Annotated in this window: 13 protein-coding genes; 1 reads left to right on the forward strand and 12 read right to left on the reverse strand. The window is 71.1% G+C overall.

What is annotated here, in order from left to right; genetic code table 11:
• Positions 1 to 5 precede the first annotated feature (5 nt).
• The 5 genes from BM127_RS00425 to BM127_RS00445 all read right to left on the reverse strand — a co-directional run bounded on the left by BM127_RS00425 (position 6) and on the right by BM127_RS00445 (position 7,404).
• Complete coding sequence (locus BM127_RS00425; RefSeq protein ID WP_091192987.1) at positions 6 to 788, reverse strand: hypothetical protein; 783 nt, start codon at positions 786 to 788, stop codon at positions 6 to 8.
• A 60-nt stretch (positions 789 to 848) separates the two neighbouring features.
• Complete coding sequence (gene treZ, locus BM127_RS00430; protein WP_091192990.1) at positions 849 to 2,594, reverse strand: malto-oligosyltrehalose trehalohydrolase; 1,746 nt, start codon at positions 2,592 to 2,594, stop codon at positions 849 to 851.
• Entirely contained in the window at positions 2,594 to 4,885 is a 2,292-nt protein-coding gene (gene treY / locus BM127_RS00435) for a malto-oligosyltrehalose synthase (RefSeq protein ID WP_091192992.1), read from the reverse strand. The genes treZ and treY overlap by 1 nt, the downstream gene beginning before the upstream one ends.
• Positions 4,882 to 7,059 (reverse strand): glycogen debranching protein GlgX, encoded by a 2,178-nt coding sequence (gene glgX / locus BM127_RS00440; RefSeq protein ID WP_091195232.1) that lies wholly within the window; start codon positions 7,057 to 7,059, stop codon positions 4,882 to 4,884. The genes treY and glgX overlap by 4 nt, the downstream gene beginning before the upstream one ends.
• A 162-nt stretch (positions 7,060 to 7,221) precedes the next feature.
• The gene (locus tag BM127_RS00445; RefSeq protein WP_091192995.1) at positions 7,222 to 7,404 is read right to left on the reverse strand and encodes a hypothetical protein; all 183 of its coding nucleotides are present in this window, start codon (positions 7,402 to 7,404) and stop codon (positions 7,222 to 7,224) included.
• A gap of 101 nt (positions 7,405 to 7,505) precedes the next feature.
• Here BM127_RS00445 and BM127_RS00450 point away from each other — a divergent pair, with 101 nt between their 5' ends.
• A complete protein-coding gene (locus BM127_RS00450) occupies positions 7,506 to 8,423 on the forward strand; it encodes a LysR family transcriptional regulator (RefSeq protein ID WP_091192998.1) in 918 nt (305 codons plus the stop codon).
• Between the two features lie 30 nt (positions 8,424 to 8,453).
• On the opposite strand, the gene BM127_RS00455 is transcribed toward BM127_RS00450, so the two are convergent.
• From BM127_RS00455 to BM127_RS00485, 7 genes are read right to left on the reverse strand one after another with little or no spacing between them, the layout of a single operon-like run.
• The gene (locus BM127_RS00455; RefSeq protein ID WP_091193001.1) at positions 8,454 to 8,888 is read right to left on the reverse strand and encodes a TadE/TadG family type IV pilus assembly protein; all 435 of its coding nucleotides are present in this window, start codon (positions 8,886 to 8,888) and stop codon (positions 8,454 to 8,456) included.
• Entirely contained in the window at positions 8,885 to 9,376 is a 492-nt protein-coding gene (locus BM127_RS00460) for a hypothetical protein (protein WP_091193003.1), read from the reverse strand. Before BM127_RS00460 ends, BM127_RS00455 begins: the two co-directional genes overlap by 4 nt.
• The gene (locus tag BM127_RS00465) at positions 9,373 to 9,774 is read right to left on the reverse strand and encodes a TadE/TadG family type IV pilus assembly protein (protein ID WP_091193006.1); all 402 of its coding nucleotides are present in this window, start codon (positions 9,772 to 9,774) and stop codon (positions 9,373 to 9,375) included. Before BM127_RS00465 ends, BM127_RS00460 begins: the two co-directional genes overlap by 4 nt.
• Positions 9,775 to 9,783: 9 nt before the next feature.
• The gene (locus BM127_RS00470) at positions 9,784 to 9,978 is read right to left on the reverse strand and encodes a hypothetical protein (protein WP_091193008.1); all 195 of its coding nucleotides are present in this window, start codon (positions 9,976 to 9,978) and stop codon (positions 9,784 to 9,786) included.
• Positions 9,979 to 10,031: 53 nt separating this feature from the next.
• On the reverse strand, positions 10,032 to 10,964 hold the full coding sequence (locus BM127_RS00475) for a type II secretion system F family protein (protein WP_231263165.1): 933 nt from the start codon (positions 10,962 to 10,964) through the stop codon (positions 10,032 to 10,034).
• A gap of 5 nt (positions 10,965 to 10,969) precedes the next feature.
• On the reverse strand, positions 10,970 to 11,824 hold the full coding sequence (locus BM127_RS00480) for a type II secretion system F family protein (protein WP_091193013.1): 855 nt from the start codon (positions 11,822 to 11,824) through the stop codon (positions 10,970 to 10,972).
• A complete protein-coding gene (locus tag BM127_RS00485; RefSeq protein ID WP_091193017.1) occupies positions 11,824 to 13,116 on the reverse strand; it encodes a TadA family conjugal transfer-associated ATPase in 1,293 nt (430 codons plus the stop codon). Before BM127_RS00485 ends, BM127_RS00480 begins: the two co-directional genes overlap by 1 nt.
• Positions 13,117 to 13,136 lie beyond the last annotated feature (20 nt).

Genomic DNA, 13,136 nt, shown 5'->3' on the forward strand with positions numbered 1-13,136 from the left:
TCCGGTCAGCGGGTGCAGAGCACCTCGGGCGTGGCGACAGCGGCGACCGCGGCCGGCGTGGCGGTGGTGCTGAGGTCGATCTTGAGGCGGAACGCGTCCTCGATGTCGAGGACGCTGTCCTCCACGACGGTGCCGACCGCGAGCGAGTGGCTGGCGCGGATCGCCCCGTCGGTGGACACGACGACAGCGCCGCTCGAGCCCGAGGCGGAGCTGTCGGTCAGGGCGTACGTCGCGCGCAGCTCGAGGCACTTGCGGCCCAGCGTGTACTCGATCGACGACGCGGCGCCGGAGAGGTCAGTGACGAGGCTGTTGCCGTAGTAGTCGGTCGCGATGAGGGCCCCGCTGCCGACGAGCAGGTTCGCGTTGGGACCAGCAGCACGGAAGGCGAGCTTCTGCCACGCGTAGACCTCGACGTCCAGCGTCGGGCTGACGCCCTTGGCGAAGCCGTTGGAGGCGGGCTTGACGACGCGGTAGGCGCGCTTGCCCGGCGTCGACGGGTCGTCCTTGAGGACGTACGTGCCGTTGTTCTTGACCTTGGCGGTGCCAGTGGCCTTCCACGACTTCTTGTTGCCGACTCGCTGCTGCAGGACGACCTTCTGGCCGGCCGCCTTCGGCGTGACGCGGCCGCGCACCTTGAGGGTGGTCTCCTTGCCGATGGCGACGGTCTCGTTGATCTTGGCGGTGACCGTCCACGCGGCCTTCGCGGGAGCGGCGTACGACGTGGTGGCGAGCGCGAGCGGGCTGAGGGCCAGGGCGGCCGATGCGGTCAAGGCGATGATGCGGTTCATGAGGTTCCCCGATGTCTGGCTGGTGGCCGGTCGGCCCGTGCACCAAGGAGACTCACGAGCTCAGCAAAAAGTTGCGTCCGGTCCCAACAAAGTTCCGGCGTGGCCCGGGACGGCCAGCACGCCTGCGTCCAGGGTGACCCCCGCCGGTGTCTCGAAGAGCACCTCGCGGGCCCCCACGTCGAGGGTCACGCCATCCGGTCCGGTGTTGACGACGACGAGCAGGTCGCCGCGACGCAGGGTGAACAGCCGCCCGTCGACGGTGCACGAGACGGAGCCGAACGACGGGTCGGTGAGCTGCGGCAGCCCACGTCGCAGCCGACCGAGGCGGCGGTAGCACTCGAGCACCACGGCGTGCCGACCGGTGGTCAGCTCGTCCCAGTCGAGGCGCGAGCGGTGGAAGGTCTCCACGTCCTGCGGGTCCGGCACCTCGGCGGGGTCCCAGCCCATCTTCTCGAACTCCGCGATCCGGCCCTCGGCCGTCGCGGTGCCGAGCTCGGGCTCCGGGTGGGAGGTGAAGAACTGGAAGGGCGTCGACGCGGCCCACTCCTCCCCCATGAAGAGCATCGGGGTGAACGGCCCGGCCAGCGTCAGCAGCGCCGCGCAGGCGAGCTGGTCGTCGTCGAGGTGCTCGGCGAGCCGGTCGCCGCGGGCGCGGTTGCCGATCTGGTCGTGGTTCTGGTTGGCGACGACGAGCCGCCAGGTGGGCATCTTCTCGGTGTCGACGGGCACGCCGTGGTCGCGCTCGCGGAACGAGGAGAAGGTGCCGTCGTGGAAGAAGCCGCGCTCGCAGACCTTGGCCAGTGCCTCGAGCGGCTCGAAGTCGGCGTAGTAGCCGGCGGTCTCGCCGCTGAGCGCCACGTGCACGGCGTGGTGGAAGTCGTCGCTCCACTGGGCGTCGAGTCCGTGGCCGCCGGCCTCGCGGGCCGTGACCAGGCGGGTGTCGTTGAGGTCGGACTCGGCGATCAGGGTCAGCGGCTTGCGCAGGTGGGCCGACAGCGCTGCCGTCTCGACGGCCATCTCCTCGAGCAGGTGCACCTCGGAGGTGTCGCTCAGCGCGTGCACGGCGTCGAGGCGCAGCGCGTCGACGTGGAGCTCCTCGAACCACATCCGCACGTTGTCGAGGATGTAGCGGCGGACCTCGGTCGACCCGTCCGCGTCGAGGTTGATCAGGTCGCCCCAGGTGTTGCGGCCCGGCTTGAGGTAGGGCCCGAAGAGCGGGAGGTAGTTGCCCGAGGGACCGAGGTGGTTGTGGACCACGTCCTGCACCACGCCGAGTCCTGCGGCGTGGCAGGCATCGACGAAGCGGCGGTAGGCGTCCGGGCCGCCGTACTGCTCGTGGACGGCGAACCAGCCGACGCCGTCGTAGCCCCAGTTGTGGGGGCCGTTGAAGGCGTTGACGGGCATCACCTCGACGAAGTCGACGCCGAGCCCGAGGAGGTGGTCGAGCCTCTCCGTCGCCGCGTCGAGGGTGCCTTCCGGGGTGAACGTGCCGACGTGGAGCTCGTAGACCACCGATCCCGCGAGCTGGCGGCCGGTCCACGCCTGGTCCTGCCACTCGTACGTCGTCGCGTCGCGTCGCGACAACCCGTGCACGCCGTCGGGCTGGCGCCGCGAGCGCGGGTCGGGCCGCGGGTCGGGCTCGTCGTCGAGGAGGTAGCCGTAGTCGACCGAGGCTGCGTGGTCGGGCACCGGCTCGGCGGGCGTCCACCAGTCGTCGTCGTCGCGGACCATGTCGAGGACCTCGCCGGCGAGGCTCAGCCGCACCCGCTGCGGTCGCGGGGCCCACACGTCGTACGGTCCGCGCATCAGGACTCCTCCGCCCGGACCAGCAGGGCGACGGGGTGCACCGCCAAGAGGTCGGCCAGACGACCGTCCGTGGAGGTGCCGGTCAGGAGGTCGTGCCACGTGCCGTCCGGCAGGTCGAGGGTGGTGTCCCCCCAGCCGCCGTCCGAGACCAGGCCGACGGGCAGCCGGGTCGCGACCGTGATCGCACCGCCGCGGTCGAAGGCGACGACGTGGTCCGCGGCGGTGCCGGTGGCGGAGACCGGCGCGTACGACTCGAACAGCTCGGGCCGCTCGCGTCGCAGGGTCAGCGCCGAGCAGGTGACGTGGAGCTTGGCGACGGCGTCGTCGGAGTCGGTGCCGGCGAGCACGGCGGCGCGGTGGTCGAAGTCGACCGGGCGCCTGTTGTCGGGGTCGACCAGGGAGGTCTCCCACAGCTCGCTGCCCTGGTAGACGTCCGGGACGCCGGGGACGGTGAGCGCGAGGAGCTTGAGCGCCAGCGAGTTGGACCGACCGGCCTCGTCGATGTGGACGCACAGCTCGGTCAGGACCCGTCGGACGGCCGCGGAGTCGAAGACCGCGTCGACCGCGGCGTGCACGGCAGCCTCGTAGGCCTCGTCGGGCTCGGTCCACGTGGTGCGGTCCCCCGCCTCGCGCATCGCCTTCTCGGCATAGCCGTGCAGGCGCTCGCGGAGGTCGGGCAGGTGCTCGGGCGTCCAGGCGCCGAGGATCGCCTGCCACAGCAGCGACCCGAAGGCGGGGTCCGGGAGCGGGACCAGGGCCAGCAGCTCGTCGAGCGCGGCCTCCCACACCTCGGGCACCTCGGCCAGCACGGCGATGCGGGCGCGTACGTCCTCGCCGCGCTTGGTGTCGTGGGTCGAGGTGGTCGTCATGGCGTGCGGCCACTCACGCTGGCGCAGTGCCATCGCGTCGTGGAAGGTCGGGGCGTCGACGGCGAAGACCGACGGGTCGGCACCGACCTCGTTGAGCGAGGTGAGGCGCGACCAGCGGTAGAACGAGCAGTCCTCGACCCCCTTGGCCATCACCATCCCGGACGTCTGCTGGAAGCGCCGCGCGGGCTGGCCCCACTCGTCGTTGAGGACCGGCTCGAGCAGGTCGAGGGTCTCGGCCAGGTCGGGGCGGTGCGCGCGGGCAGCGGCGAACGCCTCGTCGAGGTGGTGGCGGCCCTCGGGCAGGTAGGACCGGTAGACCGGGAAGCAGGCCAGCAGCTCGGCGATGGCGTCCTCGACCGGCCCCTCGGACGCGTCCTCGGCGATCTTGAGGATCTCGCGGGAGATCCGCTTGACCTCGGAGTGCAGGATCCCGTCGGCGACGGCGCGCTTGTTGTCGTGGACCATCTCGGCCCAGTCGACCGAGGTCCCACGGAGGCGGTCCTCGAGGCGGGTGAGGGGCTCCTCCCCCGCCGGGTCGGTGAGGATCCGGTCGACGAGGGCGAGCACGTCGTAGCCGGTGGTGCCGTGGGTGGCCCACGACGTCGGCAGCTCCTCGCCGGGCTCGAGGATCTTCTCGACCAGCACGTAGGCGCCGCCGGTGAGGGCCGCGAGGTCGTCGAGGTAGCGCTTGGGGTCGCGCAGGCCGTCCGGGTGGTCGACGCGGAGCCCGTCGACGAGCCCCTCGTCGAACCAGCGGCGGATCTCCACGTGCGTGTCCGCGAAGACCTCGGGGTCCTCGACCCGCACGGCGGCCAGGGTGTTGACGGCGAAGAACCGGCGGTAGTTGAGGTCGTCGTCCGCGGCACGCCAGTTGACCAGCTCGTAGTGCTGCTCCTCCAGCGTGGTCGTGCCGGGAGCGAGCGGGAAGCGCTGGTCGTGGTAGCGGACCTCGCCCGTCGCTGTCGCGATCGTGATGGCGTCCTCGTCGTCGTCGCCGATGACCGGGATCACGATCCGGCCGTCACCGGCCGACCAGTCGACGTCGAAGGCGCTGGCGTGCTCGGACTCGCGGCCCAGCCGCAGCACGTCCCACCACCACGGGTCCTCCGACGGGGTCGCGACGCCGACGTGGTTGGGGACGATGTCGACGAGGACACCCATCCCGAGCCGGCGGGCCTCGGCGGACAGGGCCGCGAGGCCCTCCTCGCCACCCCGCTCGGGGTCGACGTGGTCGAAGGCGACCACGTCGTAGCCGTGCTGGCTGCCGGGCTCGGACGCCAGCAGCGGCGACAGGTAGACCCAGTCGACGCCGAGGTCGTGGAGGTAGGTCAGCCGTCCCGCGCACGCGTGCAGGTCGAAGTCGGGAGTGACCTGGAACCGGTAGGTGCTCTGCGGCGTCTGCCGATCCGTGTGGGGCGTCATGCCGTCTCGGTACCCGTGCGCGCCGCCAGCGATGCGGCGACCGAGTGGTCCGGTGTGGCCGTCGGCTCGGCGTGCTGGCGCAGCACGACGAGGGTGTGGGTGGTGAGGTCGAACGTCGCGCCGGCCTCGAGCGTCGGGTCGGCGTCCGCGTTGCCGCCCGTGTCGATGACGACGTCCCACGCCGGGGCGTACTCCTCCGACGGCAGCGTCGCCTGCGTCGGGCCGTCGGCGTTGAAGTAGAGCAGGAAGTGGTCGTCGGTGATCGTCTTGCCGCGGGCGTCCTTGCCGGCGATCCCGTCGCCGTTGAGGTACATCCCGATCGCCTTGCCGCCCTCCCAGTCACCGTCCTCCATCGGCTGCCCGTCGAGGTCGAGCCACACGATGTCGTTGAGGCGCTCCCCGTCGCCGGTGCGCACCTCGCCGCCGGTGAAGAAGCGCTTGCGGTGGAAGGTCGGGTGCTCGGCGCGCAGCTTGGCGACGGCCGCGGTGAACTCGATGAGCGGCGTGTCGGCGTCGTCCCAGTGCACCCAGCTGATCTCGCTGTCCTGGGCGTAGGTGTTGTTGTTGCCGTCCTGGGTGCGGCTCAGCTCGTCACCGTGCAGGAGCATCGGTACGCCCTGGCTGAGCAGCAGCGTCGCGATGAAGTTGCGCTGCTCCCGGGCCCGCGCCTCGAGGATCTCCGCGTCGTCGGTCGGGCCCTCCACGCCGTGGTTCCAGGAGCGGTTGTGGCTCTCGCCGTCGTTGTTGTCCTCGCCGTTGGCGTCGTTGTGCTTCTCGTTGTAGGACACGAGGTCGCGCAGCGTGAAGCCGTCGTGGGCGGTGACGAAGTTGATGCTCGCGAACGGACGACGGCCCGAGTGCTCGTAGAGGTCCGAGGAGCCGGACAGCCGGGAGGCGAAGTCGCCCAGCGAGGGCTCGCCGCGCCAGAAGTCGCGGACGGTGTCGCGGTAGTCGCCGTTCCACTCGGTCCACTGGGGCGGGAAGCCGCCGACCTGGTAGCCGCCGGGTCCGATGTCCCACGGCTCCGCGATGAGCTTGACCTGGCTGACCACCGGGTCCTGCTGCACCATCTCGAAGAACGTGGAGAGCTTGTCGACGTCGTAGAACTCGCGGGCCAGGGTGGCCGCGAGGTCGAAGCGGAAGCCGTCGACGTGCATCTCGGTGACCCAGTAGCGCAGCGAGTCCATGATCAGCTGCACCGAGTGCGGGTGGCGCACGTTGAGGGTGTTGCCGGTGCCGGTGTAGTCCATGTAGTAGCGCTGGTCGTCCTCGACGAGGCGATAGTAGGCCGCGTTGTCGATGCCCTTGAAGCTCAGCGTCGGACCGAGGTGGTTGCCCTCGGCAGTGTGGTTGTAGACGACGTCGAGGATGACCTCGATGCCTGCGGCGTGCATGGCCTTGACCATCGCCTTGAACTCCTGGACCTGCTGGCCGGCGTTGCTCGAGGCATAGTCGGCGTGGGGCGCGAAGAAGCCCAGGGTGTTGTAGCCCCAGTAGTTGCGCAGGCCCTGGTCGAGCAGCGTCGAGTCCTGGACGAACTGGTGCACCGGCATCAGCTCGATCGCGGTGACGCCCAGCTTCTGCAGGTGGGCCGTGATCGCCGGGTGCGCGAGCCCGGCGTACGTCCCGCGCTGCTCCTCCGGCACCTCCGGGTGCAGCTGGGTGAGGCCCTTGACGTGCGCCTCGTAGATGAAGGACTCGTTGTAGGGGATCGAGAGGCGGCGGTCACCCTCCCAGTCGAAGAACGGGTTGATCACGACGCCGTGCGTCATGTGCGCGGCGGAGTCGTCGTCGTTCTTGCTGTCCTCGTCACCGAAGTCGTAGGCGAAGAGCGACTGGTCCCAGTCGATCTCTCCGGCGGTCGCCTTGGCGTAGGGGTCGAGCAGCAGCTTGTTGGGGTTGCAGCGCAGGCCCTGCGTCGGGTCCCACGGACCGTGGACGCGGTAGCCGTAGCGCTGCCCGGGCTGGACCGTCGGGATGTAGCAGTGCCAGACGTAGGCGTCGACCTCGGTGACCTCGAGCTTGGTCTCCACGAAGGAGCCCGGCTGGTCGGGGTCGGGGTCGAACAGGCAGAGCTCGACGCGCTCGGCGACCTCGCTGAAGAGGGCGAAGTTGGTGCCGCTGCCGTCGAAGGTCGCACCCAGGGGGTAAGCCGTGCCCGGCCAGTTCTCGATCACCCCTCAGACGCTACCGCCGAATGCGTGTGTGTCAGCGATCGGCCACCCCGGCAGGTGGTCCCGGTGACGACCGTCACCGGGACCCGCCGAGCGCTCGGCTGCGGCCGGCTACAGGCAGCTGCGGTCGGCTGCGGTCGGCTGCCGTCGGCTGCCGTCGGCTCAGGCGGCGACGGCGCGCTCGCGGTCGGACCGCGCGGCCCGACCCGTCAGCTGGGACTGCTCCGTGCCGCACCAGCAGGTGAACGTGACCACGATGCCGTCGGCGGAGTTGGCCACCGACGAGACCTGGCTCGGGAAGATGAGCACTCGGCTGGCGCACACCTGGCAGAAGTTGTCGAACATCGTGACCTCCTCGGATCTGTTTGTTTGCGGTACGACGATCCTCCCGCGCCTCCGTCTCTAGGGGTAGCCTCGGTTTCCAGCAACTCCCCAAGGAGATTCCTATGCTTTCGCTGCACCAGCTGCGGTGCTTCCTCGCCACCTACGAGCACGGCTCGCTGACGGCCGCCGCGGACGAGCTCGGCTACGCGCAGCCGTCGGTGTCCGAGCAGGTCCGGGCCCTCGAGAAGACCCTCGGCGTGCCACTGTTCCGACGTGTCGGGCGCGGCGTCGTACCGACCACGCTGGCCGACACGCTGCGCCCGTACGCCGAGCAGGCGATCGCCGCGGCCGAGGAGGCCCGGCGGGCGGTGCAGAGCGCCGTGTCCCTGGAGAGCGGCACCATCAGGTTCGGGATGTTCGGCGCCGCGCGGCTCTACGCCGGTGCCCAGATCGTCGCCGACGTCCTCGAGCGCTATCCCGGCGTCCGGGTGGAGCTTATCGGCCAGCACTCCAACGAGGTGCAGGAGCAGCTCCGGCGCGGGCACCTGGAGGCGGCGATGATCGCCGTCACCAGCCTCGAGAGCGAAGGGATGACGGTCATCCCGGTGGCCCGCGACGAGCTCGTCTACATCTCGGCGGACCCCGAGCGGCTCACCTCACCCGTGACCGCAGCCCGGCTCGCCAAGGCGTCCCTGATCATGCCGGAGACGACGTGGCGCTCGAGCGACTCCGTCCGCATCGTGCTGCGCCGCTTCCTCCACGAGGCCGGCCACAACCCGGAGACCCGCATCGAGGTCGAGGAGGTGGAGACCGCGGTCGACCTGGTCGGTCGCGGGCTGGGCGACTCGGTCATCCCCCGCGGGGGCGCCGAGCAGCTCATCCCCCAGCTCGCGCCGCACGTCGGCTACGTCTCGCTGCGCCCCAAGCAGTACGACGTGATGGCGATCGTGCACCGCCGAGGTGCCGTGCTCTCCCCTGCGGCCCAGGTGATGATCGAGGTCGCGACCCGGCACATCCGGTCGGTCACCGAGCCGGTCTGACCGGCTCCCTGCCGACGGTCGTCGCACCCGTCACCGCACCGTCACCGCGGCGGTGCTGCTCGCTGCCACGCTCGGGTTGTCGGGCGAGCCGGGGATCGCAAGAGGCAGGTCGAGCGGTGCCTCGAGCCGCACCGTGACGGACCTGCCGACGGGATCGACCCGCACGCCGACGTCGATGCCGGGGTACTTCGCGCCGGCATCCGCTCTCCGGAGGTAGTCACGGACCGCGGCCTCGACGGCCGCCTCCTCCTGGGCGAGGCGCACCGCGTCCACGCCGTTGGCGTAGACGTCGGTCGACCCCAGGTCAGCGCCGTACAGGGCTGCGCCGTCGGCGAGGTTGTCGAGGTCCTGGCGCTGGAGGTAGGCGGCGGACGCATCGATGACGACCACGATCGCCATCAGCAGGATGCTCGCGAATCCGATGATCAGCAGCGTCACCTGCCCCTGCTCGTCGCGGCGTCTCACCGCCGGTCCTCGTCGTCCTCGGCATCGTCCTCGGCGTCATCGTCGTCGGTGGTGCTCTCGACGTACTGCCCGATCGGGACGGTGTGGCTGGCATCGAGGGAGAAGCTGGGCCTGCCGTTCTCGCCGAAGATCGCCGGGAAGAAGGGCAGGTCGACCCCGGAGTCGACGCGGACCGTGATCACCGCCGTGCCCACGTGACAGCTGCCGGCCGGCGCCTCGCAGGTGATCGTCACGCGGGCTCGCTGGTTCGGGGCGCCCTGGTCGGCGAGCACCTGCTCGACGACTGCGCGCGCCCGCCGCTCACCGGTGGCGTCGTCCGGAGCGAGGGCGTACGCCCTGCCCGCGGCGCGCGCGGCCGCGCTGGTGGCGAACGCACCCTGCTGCACCTCGAAGACCGAGAGGATGATCCAGACCAGCGGGACCAGCAGGATGATCGCGAGCCAGATGAACTCGACGAGGGCGGAGCCCCGGTCGTCGCGTCGCGTCACGGCGTGACCACCGCCTGCTCGGCGATGGCGTGGCCCTCGACGCGGACGTGGACGCCCGGGCCACCCAGGCCGAGCACCGTCACGTCGGCCTCGACGACCACCTCGTAGCCCGGAGCACCGCCCAGTGCAGTGGGGCGGACGGTCACCGACCGGACGAACTCCTGCGACAACGCACCGTCGACCAGCTCCTGCACCTTGGCCTGCCCGGCGGGGACCGACGATCCTGCGACGGCCGCGTGTCGGGCTCCCTCGGCCGCAGCGGAGGCCAGGGTGTTGCGCACGTGGAGCACCAGCGCGAGCTGGAGGATCCCGAGCACCAGCGGCAGCAGGACCAGCAGGACGAGGACGAAGTCCACGACGGCAGCCCCGCGCTCGCCCGTGCGGGCGCGAGAGGTCACGGCTGCGGCCTAGCCGCTCACCATCGCGAAGGCCTGGCGGAGCAGGCCCATGAGCTCCTCGCTGACGAACGGCGTCAGCGCGGCGATGACGATCGCGGTCATGAGGGTCACCATCACCCACCCCGGAACGTCGCCGCGGTCGTCGCGCACCCGGCCGGCCGGAGGGTCGGGAGGGGACAGCAGTCCCGAGATGGGCTGGTGCATGGTCGTTGTCCTTTCAGGAGGCAACAGGTGGTGGATCGAGGTCAGGGGCCGGATCACGGCGTGGTGAGGCGCAGGCCCAGCACGCCTGGGTAGAAGGCGAACAAGATGGTCGTCGGAAGCACGAAGAACACGACCGGCGCCATCATCGCGATCTCCTTGCGCGCCGCGGTCTCGATGAGCAACCGGCGGCCGGCCTCGCGTACGTCGGCGGCCTGGGCGTGCAGCACGTCGGCGAGCGGGGTGCCGCGCTCCATCGCGACAGTGATGCCGGTCGCGAACCGCGCCACGATCGGCAGGCCGGTGGACTGCGCGAGGGACTCGAAGGCGTGGCCGACGGGCTCGCCGGTGCGGATCCGGGCAAGGACGTGGGCGAGGTCCTCGGACAGGGCGCCGTGGCTGCGGCGTACGACCCGGTCGAGCGCCGAGACCGGGCTCTCGCCCGCCGCCACCGAGAGCGCGAGCAGCTCCGCGATGGTGGGGAACTCCGTGAGGACCTGGCGTTCGCGGTCCTTGACCTGTGCGCTGAGCCGGTTGTCACGGAGGAAGACACCGCAGACGAATCCGAGCAGGGAGAAGACCACCGCCGACCCGACGCTGCCGACCCCGCCGAGCGCGCGGACCAGGCTGACGGCGGCCGCTGCGGCGAAGCCGACCAACCCCCACACCACCTGCTCGATGCGGAAGTCCTGCAGGCTCCGGTCCAGGCCTGCTCGGTCGAGGCGACGGCGTACGGAGGTGCTGCCCCCCAGCACCCGCTCCACCAGGTCGGCAGCCGAGCGCAGCAGCGGACCGAAGATCCCGGCCGCCGCCGACGTCGGTGACGACGAGGCCGTGCGCAGGGCGGGTCCCTGGTCGCGCACCGGCAGGTCGCGGAGGTAGGGCAGGACGCGTTGGGCGAGCTGCGGGCGGCGCAGCACGGCGATCCGCATCGCGACCATCACGACACCGACGCCGGCCAGGCCCCCGAGCAGGCCGCCCCACACCATCGTGCTCACGACAGGATCCGCTTCTCGACGGGCAGCCTGCCGATCCGCATCATCGCGGCGTAGGCGAGCACACAGACGGCGAACCCGATCCCGAGCACGAGCACCCCACCGGGCGAGGCGTAGCGGCGGATGGCCGTGGTCTGGAACGACATGAGGAGCAGCACGATCCAGGGCGCGGCCACCGCGAGCCGGGCGCCGTTGACGGTCCAGGCCTGGCGCGACTCCAGCTCCGAGCGGGTGCGGGCGTCGTCGCGGAGGAACCCGGACAGGTTCCGCAGGAGCCGGCCGAGGTCACCGCCGCCCACCTCACGGGCGAGGCGGAGCCCCTCGATCACGCGGTCCCCCACCGGGTCCGCCAGCCGGTCCTTCAACCGGTCCAGGCACTCGCCGAAGCGGCCGGTGACCTGGTAGTCGAGGGCGAACTGGGCGAAGTCGTGGCGCAGGGCCTCGGGACCGTTGGTCCCGAGCGCGGCCACGGCGTCGGGCAGGGACAACCCGGCGCGTACGGCGCTGGCGAGGTTGTCGACCGCCTCGGGCCAGACCTCCGCGAAGTCGCGCAGCCTCCGGGCCGCGCGTTGGCGCAGCACCGCGACGGGGACATAGGCCGCCATCGCGGCGAAGACGAACGCGACCGGCACCGTGCGCGAGACCGCCTGGACGACGGCGAAGGCGACAGCGAAGAGCACGGCGCAGAGGGAGACCACGCTGGCCGACGTGACGTCGCTGAGCCCGGCGCGACCGAGCAGGCGACCGAGGGCGGTGGAGGTGGGCGTGGACACCTTCGGCCGGCGCGGCAGGGCGAAGGCCGACCAGATGAGGAGGAGACCGACGCCGACCCCCAGCCCGACGAGCGCGCCCATCAGCGGCCCTCCTCCGAGGCGAGCACCTCGTGGATGTCGATGCCGACCCGCTCGTAGCGCTCCACCTGCGCCGGCACGCCGCCCGTACGACGCAGCTCGTTGCCGTGCCGCACGAAGATCGGCTCGACCTCGATGACGTCGGCCTCCACCCGACCCGGGACGGAGACGATCTCGTTGACCCGGCGTACGCCGTCCGCGCCCACACCGAGGTGCACGACGAGGTCGACGGACGTCGCGACCGTCGGCACCACGAAACGAGCAGAGATGTTGTCGCCTGCGAGGAGCGGCAGCGTGCACATCTTCACGAGCGCCTCTCGGGCGCTGTTGGCGTGGAGCGTGCACATGCCGGGCAGCCCGGAGTTGAGGGCGAGGAGCAGGTCCAGGCACTCCGCGGCGCGCACCTCGCCCACCAGGATCCGGCTCGGCCGCATCCGCAGCGCCTCCTTGACGAGGTCGCGGAGCACTATCTCGCCGGTCTGCTCGAGACCTGCCTGCCGCGTCTGCATGGCCACCCAGTCGGGGTGGCTGAACCTCAGCTCGAAGACCTCCTCGACGCTGACCACCCGTTCACCCCCCGGCACGGATGCGGCCAGGCAGTTGAGCATCGTGGTCTTGCCGGCCTGCGTCCCTCCGGCAACGAGGATGTTGAGGCCGGCACGCACCGACGCCTCGAGGAAGCGTGCGGACTGCGGGGTCAGGCTGCCGAGCGCGACCAGGTCGGAGAGCCGGTGGGCGCGGAGAAGGAACTTGCGGATGTTGACGGCCGTGAAGCCGCGGGCGATGCCCTCGAGCACCACGTGGAGGCGGTGGCCCTCGGGGAGCATCGCGTCGACGAACGGCGTCGAGATGTCGAGGCGGCGCCCGCTCGACTTGAGCATCCGCTCGACGAGCTCGTTGACCTGCGCGGTGTCGAGCCGCAGGTTGGTCAGCTCGTGCCGTCCCCGACGTGCGATGAAGACACGCTCGGGAGAGTTGATCCAGACCTCCTCGACCTCGGGGTCGTCGAGGAACGGCTGGAGCGGGCCGAAGCCCGAGACCCGGGCGACCAGCTCGCCGACCATCACGTCGTCGTCGGCGATCGGCGCGACGGCACCGGTCAGGCTGAGCTGGTCGTGGTCACGCACGACGTCCTCAGCGATACGTCGTACGACGACCGCCTCGCGCTGCGGGTCGACACCCTCGCGACGGACCCGCTCGCGCACCTGCCCGTCCAGTCTCTGCACGAGGTCGAGGTGGGCGTCCGGGCGCGGCGCAGTGGACCTGCGGTCGACCGCCAGACGATCTGCTGCCATTGGTGCCTGCTTCCCCGAGA

It is taken from the genome of Nocardioides alpinus, assembly GCF_900112035.1.
Lineage (GTDB): Bacteria > Actinomycetota > Actinomycetes > Propionibacteriales > Nocardioidaceae > Nocardioides > Nocardioides alpinus.

Bases quoted from the DNA above. Each gene is read 5' to 3' on its own strand.
- BM127_RS00425 (WP_091192987.1), bottom strand. From the start codon at position 788: ATGAACCGCATCATCGCCTTGACCGCATCGGCCGCCCTGGCCCTCAGC.
- treZ (WP_091192990.1), bottom strand. From the start codon at position 2,594: ATGCGCGGACCGTACGACGTGTGGGCCCCGCGACCGCAGCGGGTGCGG.
- treY (WP_091192992.1), bottom strand. From the start codon at position 4,885: ATGACGCCCCACACGGATCGGCAGACGCCGCAGAGCACCTACCGGTTC.
- BM127_RS00445 (WP_091192995.1), bottom strand. From the start codon at position 7,404: ATGTTCGACAACTTCTGCCAGGTGTGCGCCAGCCGAGTGCTCATCTTC.
- BM127_RS00450 (WP_091192998.1), top strand. From the start codon at position 7,506: ATGCTTTCGCTGCACCAGCTGCGGTGCTTCCTCGCCACCTACGAGCAC.
- BM127_RS00470 (WP_091193008.1), bottom strand. From the start codon at position 9,978: ATGCACCAGCCCATCTCGGGACTGCTGTCCCCTCCCGACCCTCCGGCC.
- BM127_RS00475 (WP_231263165.1), bottom strand. From the start codon at position 10,964: ATGGTGTGGGGCGGCCTGCTCGGGGGCCTGGCCGGCGTCGGTGTCGTG.
- BM127_RS00480 (WP_091193013.1), bottom strand. From the start codon at position 11,824: ATGGGCGCGCTCGTCGGGCTGGGGGTCGGCGTCGGTCTCCTCCTCATC.
- BM127_RS00485 (WP_091193017.1), bottom strand. From the start codon at position 13,116: ATGGCAGCAGATCGTCTGGCGGTCGACCGCAGGTCCACTGCGCCGCGC.